Origin of the sequence: Streptomyces sp. NPDC002574 (assembly GCF_042889545.1) — a bacterium.
Lineage (GTDB): Bacteria > Actinomycetota > Actinomycetes > Streptomycetales > Streptomycetaceae > Actinacidiphila.
The window spans coordinates 519,181-536,720 of the sequence record NZ_JBIARB010000007.1 but is presented as its reverse complement, the minus strand read 5'-3'; the positions used below and the strand labels follow the sequence as shown (position 1 = coordinate 536,720).

Here is a 17,540-nt window from a genome sequence, read left to right as displayed (position 1 = left end):
CCGGGAGGAGGACCGGATGACCGCCCCTGCGCCGACGCGCCCCGTCCCGGCCGCGGACGGGCACGAGCACGCCGACCTGCTGCGGGTGGCGGCGCGCGAGGTCCGCAAACGCGTTGTGCCGCTGGCGGACCGGATCGTGGACCGGATACGCGAGCGGCACCCGGCCTACCGGGAGGCGGGGCTCGTACCGCCCGGGTTCCGGGAGGAGGCGGGCGGCGCCGTCGCCGCGGTGCTGGACTCCCTCGCCGATCCGGGGCACTCCACGGTGTCCGCCGAGTACCAGTCGTGGGTGGGCGAGCGCAGGGCCTGGCAGGACTTCCCGCTGCGGTCGATGATCGGCGCCTACCGCACCGGCGGCGACGAGCTGTGGCTGTCCCTGGTGCGTGCCGGTGAGGACCGCCGGCCGGACGGCACGAAGCTGATGGCCCGCGCCGCGGCGGAGGTCTGGGACCTGTTCGAACGGGACAGCCGGCTGATGGCGGACGCCTACGGGCGGGCCCGCGCCGAGGCGACCCATCACCGCCAGCGCGGGCGCCGGGCGCTGGAGGCGCTCCTGGCCGGCCGGGTGGGCCCGCAGGACGTCGCGGAGACCGCGCGGGCGCTGGACCTCCCGGAGACCGGCCGTTTCGCGGTCGCCGTCGTGCGCAACACCTCGCGCCGCCCGCGGCCGGGACCGGCGCGCAGCGGCACCCCCGCCGGGGTCCGGGTGCGCCGCACCTTCCCGCTGGGCGGCGAGGTGCTCCTGGCCGAGCTGGGCGACCTGCCGATCGGCGACTTCGCGACGGCGCTCGGCGTGCCGGACGGGGCGCGGGCCGGCCTGAGCCCCCAGGTGGCGCGGCTCGCCGACGCCGGGCACGCCCGGGACCTCGCCGAACTGGCCCTGCGCACCTGCACCCGTGACGGGGAGGTGGCGCTCCTCGACCGGCGCTGGCCCGCGGCACTGCTCGCCCGCCGTCCCGAGGTGGCGGCCGAGGTCGCCTCCGGCGTGCTGGGCGGGCTGCGGGCGGTGGACCCCGGCGAGCGGACCCTCCTGCTGGAGACCCTGGAGACCTGGCTGGACTCCGACGGCTCCGTGGAGCGGGCCGCGGCCGCCCTGTTCTGCCACGCGAACACCCTGCGGCGGCGGTTGCACCGGCTGGAGCAGCTCACCGGCCGCTCGCCGTCCCGGCCGCACGACGTCGTCCACCTGGCGCTCGCCCTGGACGCCGAGCGCATCGCCCCGGCCTCCGGGCGGCAGGCCCGATGAGCGTCCGCACCGAGGACGCGGCCACCGCCCGGGACGAGGCCGCCGCCAGCGCACTGCTGCGGGAGGCGGCGCAGCGCATGCGGGGACGGGTGGACGAGCTGGCGGCCAGAGTCACGGAGCGGCTGCGCACCGAGGTCCCCGGGTTCATGGACCACGCCGACAATCCCGACTGCTCGCCCGAGGGCTTCGCGACGATCATCAGGATGCACCTGGACCGGCTGGTCGACCCGGGCTGCGACGTCGCCGCCGCCCTGCACATGGGCATGGTGGGCCGTCGGCAGGCCGCGCTGGGGATGCCGCCGGAACTGCTGCAGCACGTCCTGTCCGTGGGCGGCGCGGTGCTGTGGCAGGAGCTCGTGGACACCGTCGCCGCGCACGACCCCGGCCGGCTGACCCTCATGGTCCGCGTCGCCCCGCGGATGTGGGGGTTCCGGGAACGCAATGCCGCGATCCTGGCCGAGGCCTATCGCGAGACGCCGGACGACGACACGGTCGCCGGCGGTCCGCCGGCCGCGACGCTGCTGGTGGCGCTCCTGGACGGCCGGTCGGACGCCATGGCCGTGCGCGCCGCGGCGCAGGCCCTCGGTGTCCCCGCGGACGGCCGCTTCGCGGTCGCCGCGACCACGGCCAGGACCGCGGTCCGCGCGGCGGTTCCCGCGGCCGTGTCCGGCACCGGCAGCCGGCTGCTGCGGGTGCCGCGGGACGGGGCGGGCGAGTTCCTCGTCGTGCTGCTGGGGGACCGGCCGCCGGAGGCGTTCGCGTCGTACCTGCGGACGGTGCCGGGGCTGCGGGCGGGGGTCGGGCCGGTGGTGGCGGGGCTGTCGGAGCTGCACCGCTCCCGGGTGCTGGCCGAACTGGCCCTGCCCGCCTGCGCGGCCGACGGGGAGGTGGCGCTCTGGGAGGAGCGCATCCCGGACGCACTGGTCGCCTCGGACCGGCTGTTCGCCGGGGAACTGGCCGGCCGGGTGCTCGGGCCGCTGCGGGACCTGCCGGAGGAGGAACGGGACTCCCTGCTGGGCACGTTCGCGGCCTGGATGGACTGCGACGGATCGCCGCGCGCCGCCGCGGAGCGCATGGACTGCCACCGCAACACCGTCCTCAACCGGCTGCGCCGCCTGGAACTGCTCACGGGCCGGCGGCTCACCCACCCCCGGGACCTGGTGGACCTGACGCTGGCCCTGGACGTCCTGCGCACGGACGCCGCCTGAGCGGCGCCCGGTGGGTGATAGGTTCTCACTTCGCTGTGCGGGTATAGCTCACGAGTGGCCCCGGTGACGTGACGGACGGAAGGCGGCGGACCATGGCGGACCCGAGAACGACGACCCCGCGGGAGCGGTACCGCAGCCAGGTCCGCGCGGAGATCAAGGAACGCGCCTGGGAGCAGATCGCCGCGGCGGGGGCCTCGGCGCTCTCCCTCAACGCGATCGCCAAGCAGATGGGCATGAGCGGCCCGGCCCTCTACCGCTACTTCGCCGGCCGCGACGACCTGATCACCGAGCTGATCCGGGACGCCTACCGCAGCCTCGCCGACGCCTTCACGGCCGCCGCCAGGGCGGAGCCCGGGCTCCCCGGCCCGGCGCACGCCCTGCGCGGCTGGGCCCTGGAGGACCCGCAGCGCTACTTCCTCGTGTACGGCACGCCCGTGCCGGGCTACCAGGCGCCCGACGACATCACCGGGATCGCCCGGGAGATCATGGCGACGCTGCTCGACGCCTGCGCGGAACCGCCCGCCGGACCGTCCTCGGGCTCCCCTGCCCCCGCCGCCTCCGCCCTGGAGGAGCACCTGGCCGCCCACCGCGACTGGGCCGGCGGCCACCCCGCCCCGGCGGCGGGCCTGCGCCGGGCGCTCGCGGTGTGGACACGGCTGCACGGCGTGCTCTCCCTGGAACTCGCCGGCCACTTCACCGGCATGGGCTTCGATCCCGCGGTGCTGTTCGCGGCGGAGCTGGAGAGCGTACGGGCGCTGTGACGGGCCCGGCTGCGGCACTCAGGTGAAGCGCCGCGCCACCGGGAACCCGGCGGCGCGGCGGCCCGTTGTAGGCGATGGGCAAAGGAATCGTCAAGGGGCGCGGCCCGCGCCGGATTGAGCAGGGAGATCCCATGGGTGTCAGCCTTTCCAAGGGCGGCAATGTCTCGCTGACCAAGGAGGCGCCGGGACTGACCGCAGTCACCGTCGGTCTCGGCTGGGACGTGCGCACGACCACCGGCACCGACTTCGACCTCGACGCGAGCGCGCTGCTGGTCAACGCGGACAGCAAGGTCGTCTCCGACAAGCACTTCATCTTCTTCAACAACCTCAAGAGCCCCGAGGGTTCGGTGGAGCACACCGGCGACAACCTCACGGGTGAGGGCGAGGGCGACGACGAGCAGGTCAAGGTGAACCTGGCGACCGTCCCCGCCGAGGTCGAGAAGATCGTCTTCCCGGTGTCGATCTACGACGCCGAGAGCCGCCAGCAGTCCTTCGGCCAGGTCCGCAACGCGTTCATCCGCGTGGTGAACCAGGCCGACAACAACGAGCTCGCTCGCTACGACCTCTCGGAGGACGCCTCCACCGAGACCGCGATGGTCTTCGGCGAGCTGTACCGCAACGGTGCGGAGTGGAAGTTCCGCGCCGTCGGCCAGGGGTACGCCTCCGGCCTGCGCGGCATCGCACAGGACTTCGGCGTCAACCTCTGACGCCGCGCGCCCTCGCGGGCGCACGTACGGACGAAGGGCCGCGTGGCTTCTGCCGCGCGGCCCTTCGCCGTGTCGGGGGTACCGCGGCTCGGGGGTGCCGCGGCCGGTCTCCGTGCCGCGGTCGGGCGGCGATGCGGTCAGGCGGCGATGCGGGCGGCCAGTTCCTTGGCCTTGGCGCCGGCCTGCTCGTGGGCGGTGGCCTTGGAGGCGTCGGAGAGGTCGATCAGGCCGGACATCGCGGGCACGACGCGGGCAAGGGTCAGCTCCGGGACGATGAAGTGCAGGTCCTTGATGCCGAGGCCGGCCGTGAGCACCTTCTCCATGTAGTTGGTGACGAACTCGAAGTCGGCGCGCGGGGTGCCCGGGCCGTAACCGCCGCCGCGGCTGGCGACGACCACCACCGGGGTGTCGGCCGCGGACGGGTGCTCGCCCGCGGTGCGGCCCAGGATGATCACCTGGTCCAGCCAGGCCTTCAGGGTCGACGGGATTGTGTAGTTGTACATCGGCGCGCTGATCAGCACGGCGTCGGCGCGCTCCAGTTCGTCGGCGAGCTCGTTGCGGACCGGGTGCTCGGCGCCCGCGGTGTAGGAGGCGGCGTCGATGTGCGGCACGGGCTCGGCGGAGAGGTCGCGGTAGATCACCTCGCCGCCGGGGTGCTGGGCCTCCCACTCCTTGCGGAAGGTGGCGGCGACGTCGCGGGAGGTGGAGCCCTCGGCGGGCCAGATGGACGAGTCGATGTGCAGCAGCGTGGGCATGGGGGTGCTCGCTTCCTTTTACTTCGCTTTGAATGAAAGATTCGCAGCTATAGCTTCGTGTGGAGCTATAGCTATCACAGGAGCTTACTTTTCCGCAGCTGCTAGTGACAAGGGCGGTATCGTGGGGGCATGGCACAGGGGATCGAGCAGGCGGACCATCCGCCGGAGCAGTGCGCGCGCGTCGACAGCGGGCTGACGCGCGTCTTCGGGCTCCTCGGCAAGCGCTGGACCGGCCTGGTCGTGGCGGTCCTCACCCAGCGGCCGGCCTACTTCGCGGAACTGCGCAGGGCCATCCCCGGCATCAGCGAGCGCATGCTCTCCGACCGGCTCACGGAGCTGGCCGAGGCCGGGCTAGTGGTCCGCGAGGTGGATTCCGGGCCTCCGCTGCGGGTCAGCTACCGGCTGACCGAGGCGGGCGAGGCCCTCGGCCCGGCCCTGGGCGAACTCGGCCGCTGGGCCGAGAACCACCTGCCCGGCGAGTCCCCCTGCAGCGAGCTCGGTTCCGGCGCCTGCTGATCGCGGCCGCCCCGGTTCGGGGCAGGCCGGCGGCAGGCTCAGGAGGGCAGCGGCAACTCGAACCAGACGACCTTGCCGACGGCCTTGCGGCTGGTGCCCCAGCGCCGTGAGAGGTTGCTCACCAGGGCGAGCCCGCGGCCCTCTTCGTCGTCGGCGTCCGCACGCCGCAGCTGCGGCAGGTTGTGGTCGTCGTCGCTCACCTCGACCAGCAGCTTGCCGACCCGCATCAACCGCAACGACACCTCGTGCGACGCGGCCCGCAGAGCGTTGGTCACCAGCTCGCTGACCAGCAGCTCCGTCAGCTCGGCGAGCCCCTCCAGCCCCCACTCCGCCAACTGCGCACGGGTCAGCGCCCGCGCCCTGCGGACGTCGGAGGGGTCCATCGACAGCTGCCACTCGGCGACGTCCTGCGACGGGATGCCCTGGAAGTTGGCGACCAGCAGCGCCACGTCGTCGCGCCGGTCGTCGGAGTGCACCCGGCTGAGGATCTGCTCGCAGACGTCCTCCGGCGTCTGCTGCGGCTCGATGACGTTGGCGCAGAGCGCTGCCAGGCCGGCGTCTATGCCCTGCCCGCGCACCTCCACCAGGCCGTCCGTGCACAGCACCAGCCAACTGCCGTCCGGGACCGGGATCTCCACCGTCTCGAAGGGCACCCCGCCCACACCGATGGGGGCGCCCTTGGGGATCTGCAGCAGCTCGCTGCGGCCGTCGTGCCGGGACAGCACCGGCGGGATGTGACCGGCGTTGGCGAGGGTCAGGGTGCGGTGGATCGGGTCGTAGACCGCGTACACGCAGGTCGCCAGATGCTCGGCGCCGAGGCGGTGGGCGAGGTTGTCCAGGTGGCGCAGCAGCTGGGCGGGCGGCAGGTCGAGGGCGGCCATGGTGATCACCGAGGTCCGGAACTGGCCCATCACGGCGGCCGACAGCAGACCGTGCCCCATCACGTCGCCGACGATCAGCGCGACCCGGCCGCCCGGCAGCTGGATGGCGTCGAACCAGTCGCCGCCCACCTGGGCCTGGCGGTCCCCGGGCATGTACCGGTGGGCGATCCGCACCCCGGGCAGCCGCGGCGGCCGGGTCGGCATCATGCTGCGCTGCAGCGTCGCCGCGGCCCGCGACTCCATCCGGTGCAGCCGGGCGTTGTCCAGGTGGACGGCGCCGCGCGCGGCCACCTCGGAGGCCGTCGCGGCGTCCTTGGCGTCGAAGGGGCGCCGGCCGGGGTGCCGCAGGAAGCACATCCGGCCCAGCACCGTGCCGCGCGCCGTCAGCGGCACCACGATCATCGAGCGCTCCGGCAGCAGCGGCCCGAGCCCCGGCACCCCCAGGTCCAGGGCGATGTCCTGGGCGATCGCGGGGTCTATCACCGGGACGACCAGGGGGTCCCCGATCCGCGGGGTGCTGTCGGCGGGCAGCGGGATCAGCTCGCCCTCCGGCAGGGCGGCGGCCCACGAGCCGGGGGTGGCCGCGGTGTGCGCGACCGCCACCCGGCGGGCGATGATCGTGTCCCCGGCCCGGTCGTCCTTGGGCAGCTCCGTGTCGGAGAACAACTGGTCCACGACGAGCACCGCCGCAAAGTCGGCGAACCGCGGCACGGTCACCGCGCACAGCTCCCGCGCCGTCGTCTCCAGGTCGAGGGTGGAACCGACCTTGGCACCCGTCTCGCGGAGCAGCGCCAGTTGCTCGTCCAGCACGTGTCCGGGCGCGGGTGCCGGGGCGAGCGACGGCGGCGTCGTCCCGTCGCCGCGCGGGCCGGGGAGCAGCTCGCGGTACGCCGGGCGAGTCGTCCGGGCCGTACGGCCGGTGCCGGGGTTGGCGGGCGCCGCCCGCACCGCGCCCGCCTCGTACTCCTCGGGCAGGACGGGCAGCGGCAGCGCGCCGTCGACCTCCACCGCCGGATATCCGAGCGGGACGATCTGCTGCATGATCCGCTCCAGCCGGCCCGCGCTCACCCGGGGCAGCACCGAGCCGAGCCGGCCGGCCAGCAGCCCGGCGTGCCCGGGATCGGGGACCGGGGCGAGACGGGCGGCGATCCGGACGCCGCCGCGTAACGCGGAGCTGTCGGCGGTGTACGGCAGGAGGCGGTCGCCGAGCGCCAGCCGCGGGCCGGTGTCGCGCAGCGGGCGGGCGTTGGCGGCGATCAGCAGCAGGCTGCGGCCGGCCGGCTCCATGATCCGGTACGACCACCACATCACGTCCTTGACGGCGCCGTCGCGGTCGGTGGCGGGCACGCTGCCCGCCCACGCGGGCTCCGTGAGGTCGTCCAGCAGCTCCAGCACGTCCTGCCCGGTGGCCGTGGACCGGCCGGGCGGTGCCGCCGGTCCGGACGGTCCGGCCGCGCCCGGGGCATGCGGCAGCAGACCGGTCGACGGGCGGCCGAAAACGCCCTCCCAGCGGTGCCCGAAGAGTTCTTCGGCACCGCGGTTCCAGTACGAGATGTCCCCGTCGGGGTCGACGCACACGACGGCGAGGCGCAGCAGGGCGGAGACGCCCGTGGCCGCGAGCGCGGTGGTGGTGGAGGTGGCAGGGAGCCTGGTCATCTCATCCAACGTCGGGTACCTGCGGTTCGGCTGCGGTTCGGCGCGGAAGGCTGAAGGGGCAATCAGGGTCGGTTCGTTCGTGTTCAGGCAAGCATGAAACAACGGACGCGGTCCGGTAAATGGCTAGATTGCCCCCAGGAGTGACCAACCGGGCATGGCCCGAAGGGGTGGAGAGGCGCGTGGAGCAGGTGCAGCAGGTGGAGCACAGAATTCCGCACATCCCGGGATTCGCGAGGTGGCCGCACGACGGCGCGCCCCGGCAGGAGGGCCGGGCCCTGCGCCAGAGGGTGCCGCGGGAGTCGCACGCCGAGCTCGCGCCCGAGGACGGCCGCCAGGGAGCCGTGGAATCGGTGCTCGCCTCCGGCGAGGGGCGCATCCCCGGGCTCGTGCCGCTGCGGGTGGGGCGGATGGCCGCGAGCCCCTTCGCGTTCCTGCGCGGCTCGGCCGGGCTCATGGCCGGCGACCTGGCCGGCACCCCGGTCACCGGCATCGGCACCCAGATCTGCGGCGACGCCCATGCCGCCAACTTCGGCCTGTACGGCGACCACCGCGGCCGCCTGGTCATGGACATCAACGACTTCGACGAGACCGTGCACGGCCCCTGGGAGTGGGACGTCAAACGGCTCGCCGTCTCCCTGGTGCTCGCCGGACGCGAGGCCGGCGCGGACGAGGACATCTGCCGCGGCGCGGCCTTCGACGCGGTCGGCGCGTACCGGCGCACCATGCGGCTGCTGGCGAAACTGCCGGTGATGGAGGGCTGGCACGCCATCGCCGACGAGGAGCTGGTGACCCACGCCGACGCCCGTGACCTGGCCGGCACGCTGCGCCGTGTCGGCGAGAAGGCGCGGCGCAACACCAGCGCCAAGTTCGCCGCCCGGGCCACCGAGCCGGACGGGGGCGGCGGACGGCGCTTCGTCGACGCGCCGCCGGTGCTGCGCCGGGTGCCCGACGCGGAGGCGACGGCCGTCGCGGGCGCCCTGTCGGTCGAGGGCTATCTGGCCACGGTCGGCGAGGACCGGTGGCCGCTGCTGTCCCGGTACGCCGTGCACGACGTGGCGTTCCGCGTGGTCGGGACGGGGAGCGTGGGCACCCGCTCGTACGTGGTGCTGCTCCTGGACCACCACGGGGAGCCGCTGGTGCTCCAGGTGAAGGAGGCGCGGCCGTCGGCGCTCGTGCCGCACCTGGCGCGGGCCGGCTTCGGGGCGCCCGTGGCCGGGCACGAGGGGCGGCGTGTGGTGCTGGGGCAGAAGCGGATGCAGGTCGTCAGCGACAGCCTGCTGGGGTGGGCGGACGTCGAGGGGCGGCCGTACCAGGTGCGGCAGTTCCGCAACCGCAAGGGCAGTGTCGACCCCGCGTCGCTGCGGGCCGGGCTGATCGACGACTACGCGCGGATGACCGGGGCGCTGCTGGCCCGTGCGCACGCGCACAATGCCGACCCGCGGCTGATCGCGGCCTACTGCGGCAAGGGGGAGCAGCTGGACGAGGCAGTGGCGTCTTTCGCGGTCGCGTACGCGGACCGGACGGAGGCCGACCACGCGGAGCTGCTGGCGGCGGTACGGGCGGGGCGGATCGAGGCGGAGACGGGGATCTGAGGCCGCGGGCCGAGGTGGCTGGTGCGGGGGCGGTGCAGGTGCGCTCGTGCGGCGCTTGTGGGGCGGCCTGGGGGGCGGCCTGGGGGGCGGTCGGGGAGCGTTCCGGGGGCACGGGCCCGCAGGGATACCGGCGGGGCGGTGGGGCGCGATTGCGTGCGCGGGGCGCGCGCCGGAGCGCACGGGAGCGCGCTGAGGGGGCGGGCGGGGCGTGAGCAGGCTCACGGACCTTGTGACCGGCACCCGTTCGGCCTCGTAGGCTGGACCGGTGAAGAAAACCTCCGGCACTGAAGCGACCGCCGCCGCCTCCTCCGATCCGCAGGACCGGCTGGCACAGGCCGTGCGGGCCGCCGAGCGCGCACTGATCGAGTTCGAGATCGCGGTGGAGACCTTCCGGGTGGAGGTCGAGAACTTCTCCCGGCTGCACCACCAGAAACTCGGACCCATGTACGCCCGGCTCGACGAGCTCGACGCGCTGATCGCCGAGGCGGTCGCGGCCAAGAGCGGCGACCGGGACGACATCCGCCGCGCCTGGGAGGCCCGGGCCCTGGTGATGCCCATGCCGGGGGTCGAGGAACTGTTCGGGGGGCTGCTCGGCTCCGACGGCGTCCGTCCCAGCGAGGACCCCAGCCCGCCGCGCCGGGTCCGGCCCGGCAAGGAGGCTCAGCGCCTCTACCGCGAGCTGGCCCGCAAGGCGCACCCGGACCTGGCGCAGGACGAGGCGGAGCAGGAGCGCCGCAGCGAGTTCATCGCCCGGGTCAACGAGGCGTACGCGTACGCCGACGAGGAGCGACTGCGCGAACTGGCGGCCGAGTGGGAGGCCGGTCCGGTGCCGGAGGAGGAGCAGCCCAGCGAGGGCGAGGTCCTCTACGCGCGGCTGGAGTGGCTGGCGCAGCGCAAGGAGCAGCTCGCCGCCTCGGCGGCGGAGCTGGAGGAGAGCGCGATCGCGCAGATGATGAAGCTCTCCCCGGACGATCCGGACAGCCTGCTGAACGAGATCGCCGAGAGCCTGCTCAACCAGGTCGCCAACCGTGAGGCGCGGCTCGCGGAGCTCGTCAGGTCCGAGAAGGGCCCCGCGTAGCGTCCGGGGTACGGTCGGACCGCACGCCCTATCGAAGGAGTCCTTTCCATGTTCAACGCCCAGCTGCCCGCGGTGGACCCCGCCCAGGTGCCGGCCGACGGCTACCTGCTGGACGTCCGGGAGCACGACGAGTGGAACGCCGGGCACGCCGAGCGCGCGGTGCACATCCCCATGGGTGAGGTCGTGGCCCGCCTCGCGGAGCTGCCGGAGGACCGCCGCGTGCACGTGGTGTGCCGGGTCGGCGGCCGTTCGGCGCAGGTCGCGCAGTACCTGCTCGCGCAGGGGATCGACGCGGTGAACGTCGACGGCGGCATGCTCGGCTGGGAGGCCGCGGGCCGTCCGCTGGTGGCGGACGGCGGCGACCAGGCGTTCGTGCTCTGAGCCTGCGGCCGGGTCTCCCCGGCCGCGAGGTCAGGCGTCGAAGTCCACCTCCACCGAAGCGGTGACCGGGTGCGACTGGCAGGCCAGTACGTAGCCCGCCTCGATCTCCTCGGGCTCCAGCGCGAAGTTGCGGTCCATCCGCACCTCTCCGGAGACCAGCCGGGACCGGCACGTCCCGCACACCCCGCCCTTGCAGGCGTACGGGGCGTCGGCCCGGTTGCGCAGCACGGTCTCCAGCACCGACTCACCGCCCTGCGAGGGCCAGCTGCCGGCACGCCCGTCGAGGGTCGCCCGCACGGTGGCGCCCTCATGGACACCGGCGACCGCGGCGGCCACCGGTGCGGCGTCCACGTGGAAGATCTCCTCGTGGATGCGGCCGCGGGCCACCCCGAGGCCGCGCAGCGCCCGCTCGGCGCCCTGCACCAGCCCGTAGGGCCCGCACAGGAACCAGCCGTCGATCCGCTCGACCGGCAGCAGCGCCGGCAGCAGACCGGTCAGCCGCTCCTCGTCGAGCCGGCCGGACGGCAGCCCCGCCTGCTGCTCCTCGCGGGAGAGCACGGTGACCAGCTGGAAACGGTCCGGGTAACGGTCCTTCAGGTCCGCGACCTCTTCGAGGAACATCGTGGACGCCGCGGTCCGGTCGCTGCGTATCAGGCAGAACCGGGCCTCCCGCTGCCGGGCCAGCAGGGTGGAGACGATCGACAGCACGGGGGTGATCCCGCTGCCGCCGACGACCGCCGCGAAGTGCCCCGGGCGCGGATGGAGGACGAAGCGCCCGGCCGGACTCATCGCCTCCAGCAGGTCGCCCACCGCCAGTTCCTTGTGGGCGAAGGTCGAGAACTCGCCCTCCTCCACCAGCCGCACGCCCACCCGCAAGGTGCGCGGTGCGGTTCCGTGCGGCGCCGGGTCGCACAGCGAGTACGTCCGCCGGATCTCGCGGCCGTCGGCCCTGAGGCGCAGCGCGATGTGCTGGCCGGGGGTGTAGCGGTAGATCTCGCCCAGTTCCTCGGGCACTTCGAGGGTGACGGCCACCGCGTCGTCCGTGAGCCGGTCGACCTCCGCCACCCGCAGCGGGTGGAAGGCGCCTTGCGCCCCGGGGACGGGTGCCATCTACAGCTCCTTGAAGTGGTCGAACGGCTCGCGACAGCTCTCGCAGCGGCGCAGCGCCTTGCACGAGGTGGAGGAGAAGCGGTTGAGCAGGACGGTGTCGAGGGAGCCGCAGTGCGGGCAGCGCACCGTGAGCTCCAGGGGTATCGGGCCGCCGCCGGGCGCGGTCGTGCGCGGGGGAGCGATGCCGTACTCGGTGAGCTTGCGGCGGCCCTCGTCGGTGATCGCGTCGGTGGACCAGGGCGGTGAGAGCACCGTGCGGACCGACACCTCGGTCATGCCGCGCTCGCGCAGCACCTGCGTCACGTCCGCGGCCATGGTGTCCAGGGCGGGACAGGCGGTGTAGGTGGGCGTGAGCTCGACCTCGACGCTGACCGGGCCGGTGAGGTGCACGTCCCGCAGGATGCCGAGGTCCTCCAGGGTGAGGACGGGCAGCTCCGGGTCGGGGACGGCGCCGACGGCGGCGCGCAGCTCCGCCTCCAGTGCGCTGAGGCCGGCGGTCACCATGTCGCCCCCGGGTGTGCGCGGTGGAGGTGCTGCATCTCCGCGAGCATCCGGCCGAACGGCTCGGTGTGGATGCCCTGCCGGCCGGCGCCGGCGGACCAGGGCGTCACGCTGGGGCCCTCGGGGAGGGTCAGCGTGGCGCGCCCGAGGACGTCGGTGAGCGCGGCGAGCCACGGTTCGCGCAGCTCCGGGAGGGAGACCGGCAGACCCTCGACGGGCTGGAACATCTCGCCTGTGCAGCGCCACAGGGTGTCCAGGGCGCGCTGCATCCGTGCGTGGCTCTCGTCGGTGCCGTCGCCGAGGCGCAGGGTCCACTGGACGGCGTGGTCGCGGTGGTAGGCGACCTCCTTGACGGCCTTGCCGGCGAGCGCGGCCAGGTCGGCCACCTCGGGGCCGCCCTGGGCGCGGGCCAGTTCGCCGTACATCAGCTCCTGGTAGACGGAGAAGTAGAGCTGGCGGGCGATGGTGTGGGCGAAGTCGCCGTTGGGCTGCTCGACGAGCTGGAGGTTGCGGAACTCCCGCTCCTCGCGCAGATAGGCGAGTTCGTCCTCGTCACCGGCGAGGGAGAGCAGGACGCGGGCCTGGCCCAGCAGATCGAGGGCGATGTTGGCGAGGGCGACCTCTTCCTCCAGGACGGGGGCGTGCCCCGCCCACTCCCCCAGGCGCTGGGCGAGTACCAGCGCGTCGTCCCCCAGTGCGATCGCGGCCTTCACAGGTGCTGCACCCCCTCGGGGATCTCGTAGAAGGTCGGGTGCCGGTAGGGCTTGTCGGCGGACGGGGCGAAGAAGGGGTCCTTCTCGTCGGGCGAGGAGGCGGTGATCTCGGTGGACGGGACCACCCAGATGGACACGCCCTCGCTGCGCCGGGTGTACAGATCGCGGGCCTGCCGCAGCGCCATGGCGGCGTCCGGGGCGTGCAGGCTGCCGGCGTGGGTGTGGCTCAGTCCGCGTCGGCTGCGGACGAAGACCTCCCACAGCGGCCACTCCTGGGCGCTGGTCGTCATCGCTCTCCCCCTTCGTGCCCGGCCGTACGACCGGCCGCTCGCTGCTTCGCCGCGTGGGCGGCCGCCGCCTCACGGACCCAGGCGCCCTCTTCGTGGGCGGTGCGCCGCTGGGTCAGGCGCTGTTCGTTGCACGGCCCGTTGCCGCGCAGGACTTCCTGAAACTCGGTCCAGTCGATGGCTCCGTAGTCATGGGCGCCGCGCTCCTCGTTCCACCGCAGGTCGGGGTCGGGGAGGGTGAGGCCGAGGATCTCGGCCTGGGGGACGCAGATGTCCACGAAGCGCTGACGCAGCTCGTCGTTGGAGTGCCGCTTGATCTTCCAGATGGTGGACTGCGCGGAGTGGGCGGACTCGCCGTCCGGCGGACCGAACATCATCAGCGAGGGCCACCACCAGCGGTCGACGGCGTCCTGCGCCATGGCGTGCTGCTCGGCGGTGCCCCTGCTGAGGGCGAGCAGCAGCTCGTACCCCTGGCGCTGGTGGAAGGACTCCTCCTTGCAGATGCGGATCATGGCGCGCGCGTACGGGCCGTAGGAGCAGCGGCACAGCGGCACCTGGTTGGTGATCGCGGCGCCGTCCACGAGCCAGCCGATGGCGCCGACGTCGGCCCAGGTCAGCGTGGGGTAGTTGAAGATCGAGGAGTAGCGCTGGCGGCCGGCGTGGAGCTTGTCGAGCAGCTCGTCGCGGCTGACGCCGAGGGTCTCGGTGGCGCTGTAGAGGTAGAGGCCGTGGCCTGCCTCGTCCTGGACCTTGGCCATCAGGATGGCCTTGCGCCGCAGGGAGGGCGCACGGGTGATCCAGTTGGCCTCCGGCTGCATGCCGATGATCTCGGAGTGGGCGTGCTGTGCCATCTGCCGGACCAGCGTGGCCCGGTAGGCGTCCGGCATCCAGTCGCGAGGCTCGATCCTCGCGTCGGCGGCGACCGCCGCGTCGAATGCCGAGAGGAGTCCGGATTCCGTTTCCGCGGTGTCCGTGCTCTCCCCGGCCGTGGCCGCTGTCGTCATGCGAGGCCCCTTCCCTCCCGACCGACCGATCGTTCGGTTCAATGGTCGGGGGTGCCCGAGAGGGTGTCAAGGCCGGGCGGGGCCTGTGGAGAACCCCGCGGGAGGTGGCCCCCGCCTCCGTCGTGGCGCTCGCGCCGCGCTCCCGAGGCGCCGCCGGGAAGCGTCGATCAGCCGACGAAGACCGGGATGGCTGTACCGCCGAGGTGTGGCATGAGTACCGTTCCGTGCTGAGTGGACCCAGCGGTACGCCGGACGCGCCGGACGCGCCGGATGCACTGGATGCACCGGATACGTCGGACACGCAGGGAACACGCGGAACAGGAGCGGGAGCCACCATGGAGCCACCCGAAGGGCCCGGGGGAGCGACCGGGATATTCGCGCTGTCGCGGCCCTCCCGGATCGCGGTCGCGCTGGCGCTGGCCGCGGCGGTGGTCGCGGTGGCCGTGCACCTCCTCATGGTGTTCCTGCACGTCGCCCCGCAGAACACGCTCTCCAAGCAGCACGGCGACCTGGTCGGCGACTACGTCTACCCCGAGTTCGAGCAGAACTGGAAGCTCTTCGCTCCCAACCCGCTCCAGCAGAACATCCACGTCTGGGCGCGCGCCGAGGTCCGCAAGCCCGACGTCACCACGCAGACCACCGGCTGGATCGACCTCACGGCCATGGACATCGTCGCGATCCGGCACAACATCGCCCCGAGCCACACCGAGCAGAACGAGCTCCGCCGGGCCTGGACCTTCTACAGCACCACGCACGGCGACCAGAACAAGCCGATCGGCCTGCGCGGCGACCTCAGCCAGGAGTACCTGCAGCGGATCGTGGAGCGACGGCTCGGCCCCGAGCTGGGCGGCGACGTGGAACGCGTCCAGGTGCGCACCGGTACGACAGCGGTGGCGGCACCGGTGTGGAGCCCCGAGAACATCGACACGCGCACCAGCTACCAGGTGCTCCCGTGGTGGAACGTCACTTCGCGGGACCAGGCCGTCGCCGCGGGGCAGGAGGACGCGTCGTGATCGAGCCCGTGCCCACCCCGGACCACTCCGTCGACTCCCCCGCGCCCACCTCGGCACCCGCGCCCGCTCAGGATCCGTCCGCGGTGCCGTCGCCCTTCACGGGCCTGGCCACCGCGGCCGACCGCGGCCTGACCCGCGCCCTCGTCCGCGTCACCGGCACCGCCATCGGCCCGTACCAGAGCGCCGTGGTCCGGATCGGCATGGCGCTGACCTGGCTGCTGTTCCTCCTCCGCGAGTTCCCGCACCGCCACGAGCTCTACGGACCCGACGGCGTGTGGGGCTACGACCAGGCGAGCCGGCTGATCGCGGACAACCACGCCTTCACCGTCCTGCTGTGGGGCGACGGCAGGGTCTGGTTCGAGTTCGTCTACGCCGCCTCCATCGCCGCGAGCGCCATGCTGCTGCTGGGCTGGCGGACCAGGACCGCGTCGCTGCTGTTCATGGTCGGCGTGCTGTCGCTGCAGAACCGCAGCGTGTTCATGGGCGACGGCGGCGACAACGTCGTCCACCTGATGGCGATCTACCTGGTCTTCACCCGCTGCGGCCAGGTGTGGTCGCTCGACGCCCGCCGGCGCGCGCGGGGCCGGGACGAGCGGGACGGCGACGCCGCCGGGATCGCCCTGTGGGGCGTGCTGGGGATGTTCCTCCTGATCGCCCAGTTGCTCGGCCGCACCGGCCTGACCTGGACGGACGGGATGCTGCCGTGGCTCGGCTGGACCCCGTTCCTGTGGGGCGTCCTGCTGCTGCAGGCCGTGTGGTGGGCGGTGCGCCGCTGGGCGCCCGGCGAGCCCCGCACGCTCCTGGACGTGTTCGCCAACATCACGCACAACGCGGCGATGCTGGTCATCGTCGTCGAGGTGTGTCTGATCTACGCGACCGCCGGCTGGTACAAGATCCAGGGGTCGCGCTGGCAGGACGGCACCGCGCTGTACTACCCGCTCCACCTGGACGACTTCAGCCCGTGGCCGGAGCTGTCGCACGCCATGGCGAGCAGCGGCCTGATGGTCATGGTGATCACGTACGGGACGGTGATCGTCCAGGTCGCCTTCCCGTTCACCCTCTTCAACCGCCGCGTGAAGAACGCCCTGCTCGCGCTGATGATCGTCGAGCACGCCTCGATCGCGTTCCTTCTCGGCCTGCCGTTCTTCTCGATGGCGATGATCGCGGCCGACGCGGTCTTCCTGCCCACGGGTTTCCTGCGCTGGACGGGCGACCGCCTGGGCCGGCCGGCCCGCCGCGGCCCGGCGGGCCGCGCCGGTACCGGCGAGCGCGCCATGGTGCCGGGTCCCGGCCGCGGCCGCGCGGAGCCGGGCGCGGAGCCCGCGCCTACGGACCTGCCGGTGTGACGCCGGCGGCCCCGGAGGCCGGGTCCGGCAGCCAGTGGAACAGGGCCATGCCGACCGTGGTCGCGAGGTTGAAGCTGGAGACCTGGGGGCGCATGGGCACGGCCAGCAGCCGGGTGGCCCGGTCCCGCAGGCCGGGCGAGATCCCGTGCCGCTCCGAGCCGAAGGCCAGCAGCGCGTCGTCGGGGAGGGGCACGCGGCGGATGTCCTCGCCCTCGGGGTCCAGCACGTAGAGCGGGCCCGGGGGCAGTGCGTCGAGGGGCAGGCGCTCCACGGCGGTCGCGTAGTGCAGGCCGGCCCCGGCCCGGACGACGTTCGGGTGCCAGGGGTCCAGGTCGTCGGGGCCGCCGACGGTGACCACGCCGGTGGCGCCGAAGCCGGCCGCGAGACGGATGACGGCGCCGACGTTCCCGAGGTTGCGCGGGTCGTCGAGGACGACGACGGGCGCCCGGCGGGGTTGCCCGGACAGGACGCGCAGATTCGCCTCCCGGTCCGGGCGCGAGGCGAGCGCCGCGATGCCCGTGGGGTGGATCCGGGGCACCAGTTCGCGCAGGGCGGCGGCCGGGACCTCGACGGCCAGGGCTCCGACGGCCGCGGCGACGTCCTCGGCCAGATCGGCCGCCAGGGCCAGGACCGCGGCCTTGTCGGACGTGAGCACGGTGTGGATCCGGGCTCCGAAGCGCAGGGCGTGCTTCAGCGCGTGGAAGCCGTCCAGCAGGACGGCCCCGGGGGCGGCCTCCCGCCATTCCCGGGTGATCCGCCGGGTGTCGTCCGTGCTCATGGCCTCA

At 73.7% G+C, this 17,540-nt stretch carries 18 protein-coding genes; 10 read left to right on the top strand and 8 right to left on the bottom strand.

Features of this window, described 5'->3' with window-relative positions; genetic code table 11:
• Positions 1-16: 16 nt before the first annotated feature.
• From ACFYXS_RS20025 to ACFYXS_RS20010, 4 genes are all read left to right on the top strand, one after another.
• Positions 17-1,246, top strand: coding sequence for a PucR family transcriptional regulator (locus tag ACFYXS_RS20025; RefSeq protein ID WP_389249828.1), 1,230 nt, complete (start codon positions 17-19; stop codon positions 1,244-1,246).
• On the top strand, positions 1,243-2,454 hold the full coding sequence (locus tag ACFYXS_RS20020; protein WP_389249826.1) for a helix-turn-helix domain-containing protein: 1,212 nt from the start codon (positions 1,243-1,245) through the stop codon (positions 2,452-2,454). Before ACFYXS_RS20025 ends, ACFYXS_RS20020 begins: the two co-directional genes overlap by 4 nt.
• Positions 2,455-2,546: 92 nt before the next feature.
• Positions 2,547-3,215 (top strand): TetR/AcrR family transcriptional regulator, encoded by a 669-nt coding sequence (locus ACFYXS_RS20015; protein ID WP_389249824.1) that lies wholly within the window; start codon positions 2,547-2,549, stop codon positions 3,213-3,215.
• Between the two features lie 131 nt (positions 3,216-3,346).
• Positions 3,347-3,922 carry a TerD family protein gene (locus ACFYXS_RS20010; protein WP_389249822.1) on the top strand — a complete coding sequence of 192 codons (576 nt, stop codon included), beginning with the start codon at positions 3,347-3,349 and terminating at the stop codon, positions 3,920-3,922.
• Between the two features lie 137 nt (positions 3,923-4,059).
• Here ACFYXS_RS20010 and ACFYXS_RS20005 read toward each other — a convergent pair whose 3' ends face one another.
• Positions 4,060-4,677 carry an FMN-dependent NADH-azoreductase gene (locus ACFYXS_RS20005; protein ID WP_389249820.1) on the bottom strand — a complete coding sequence of 206 codons (618 nt, stop codon included), beginning with the start codon at positions 4,675-4,677 and terminating at the stop codon, positions 4,060-4,062.
• Positions 4,678-4,806: 129 nt separating this feature from the next.
• Between ACFYXS_RS20005 and ACFYXS_RS20000 the strand changes: the two genes are divergently transcribed.
• Entirely contained in the window at positions 4,807-5,193 is a 387-nt protein-coding gene (locus tag ACFYXS_RS20000; protein ID WP_389249818.1) for a winged helix-turn-helix transcriptional regulator, read from the top strand.
• 38 nt (positions 5,194-5,231) lie between these two features.
• Here ACFYXS_RS20000 and ACFYXS_RS19995 read toward each other — a convergent pair whose 3' ends face one another.
• Complete coding sequence (locus ACFYXS_RS19995) at positions 5,232-7,730, bottom strand: SpoIIE family protein phosphatase (RefSeq protein WP_389249816.1); 2,499 nt, start codon at positions 7,728-7,730, stop codon at positions 5,232-5,234.
• A 197-nt stretch (positions 7,731-7,927) separates the two neighbouring features.
• Between ACFYXS_RS19995 and ACFYXS_RS19990 the strand changes: the two genes are divergently transcribed.
• The 3 genes from ACFYXS_RS19990 (at position 7,928) to ACFYXS_RS19980 (ending at position 10,781) form a co-directional block, all read left to right on the top strand.
• A complete protein-coding gene (locus ACFYXS_RS19990) occupies positions 7,928-9,322 on the top strand; it encodes a DUF2252 domain-containing protein (protein ID WP_389249896.1) in 1,395 nt (464 codons plus the stop codon).
• A gap of 265 nt (positions 9,323-9,587) precedes the next feature.
• Entirely contained in the window at positions 9,588-10,400 is an 813-nt protein-coding gene (locus ACFYXS_RS19985; protein ID WP_389249814.1) for a hypothetical protein, read from the top strand.
• A 48-nt stretch (positions 10,401-10,448) separates the two neighbouring features.
• On the top strand, positions 10,449-10,781 hold the full coding sequence (locus ACFYXS_RS19980) for a rhodanese-like domain-containing protein (protein WP_389249812.1): 333 nt from the start codon (positions 10,449-10,451) through the stop codon (positions 10,779-10,781).
• Between the two features lie 30 nt (positions 10,782-10,811).
• On the opposite strand, the gene ACFYXS_RS19975 is transcribed toward ACFYXS_RS19980, so the two are convergent.
• The 5 genes from ACFYXS_RS19975 to paaA are packed head-to-tail and all read right to left on the bottom strand — an operon-like array spanning position 10,812 to position 14,396.
• Positions 10,812-11,891, bottom strand: coding sequence for a 2Fe-2S iron-sulfur cluster-binding protein (locus ACFYXS_RS19975; RefSeq protein ID WP_389249810.1), 1,080 nt, complete (start codon positions 11,889-11,891; stop codon positions 10,812-10,814).
• Positions 11,892-12,395 carry a 1,2-phenylacetyl-CoA epoxidase subunit PaaD gene (paaD, locus tag ACFYXS_RS19970; protein ID WP_389249808.1) on the bottom strand — a complete coding sequence of 168 codons (504 nt, stop codon included), beginning with the start codon at positions 12,393-12,395 and terminating at the stop codon, positions 11,892-11,894.
• Positions 12,389-13,105 carry a 1,2-phenylacetyl-CoA epoxidase subunit PaaC gene (gene paaC / locus ACFYXS_RS19965; protein ID WP_389249807.1) on the bottom strand — a complete coding sequence of 239 codons (717 nt, stop codon included), beginning with the start codon at positions 13,103-13,105 and terminating at the stop codon, positions 12,389-12,391. Before paaC ends, paaD begins: the two co-directional genes overlap by 7 nt.
• A complete protein-coding gene (gene paaB / locus ACFYXS_RS19960) occupies positions 13,102-13,395 on the bottom strand; it encodes a 1,2-phenylacetyl-CoA epoxidase subunit PaaB (protein ID WP_319663289.1) in 294 nt (97 codons plus the stop codon). Before paaB ends, paaC begins: the two co-directional genes overlap by 4 nt.
• Positions 13,392-14,396, bottom strand: coding sequence for a 1,2-phenylacetyl-CoA epoxidase subunit PaaA (gene paaA, locus ACFYXS_RS19955; RefSeq protein WP_389249805.1), 1,005 nt, complete (start codon positions 14,394-14,396; stop codon positions 13,392-13,394). Before paaA ends, paaB begins: the two co-directional genes overlap by 4 nt.
• 335 nt (positions 14,397-14,731) lie before the next feature.
• On the opposite strand from paaA, the gene ACFYXS_RS19950 reads away from it, so the two are divergent.
• Positions 14,732-15,409, top strand: a complete 678-nt coding sequence (locus ACFYXS_RS19950) for a DUF5819 family protein (protein WP_389249803.1) — start codon at positions 14,732-14,734, stop codon at positions 15,407-15,409.
• The gene (locus tag ACFYXS_RS19945; protein WP_389249801.1) at positions 15,406-16,755 is read left to right on the top strand and encodes an HTTM domain-containing protein; all 1,350 of its coding nucleotides are present in this window, start codon (positions 15,406-15,408) and stop codon (positions 16,753-16,755) included. Before ACFYXS_RS19950 ends, ACFYXS_RS19945 begins: the two co-directional genes overlap by 4 nt.
• Here the strand turns inward: ACFYXS_RS19945 and ACFYXS_RS19940 are convergent.
• Positions 16,736-17,533 (bottom strand): TrmH family RNA methyltransferase, encoded by a 798-nt coding sequence (locus ACFYXS_RS19940; protein WP_389249799.1) that lies wholly within the window; start codon positions 17,531-17,533, stop codon positions 16,736-16,738. The two genes, ACFYXS_RS19945 and ACFYXS_RS19940, sit on opposite strands and share 20 nt — an antisense overlap.
• Between the last annotated feature and the right edge of the window lie 7 nt (positions 17,534-17,540).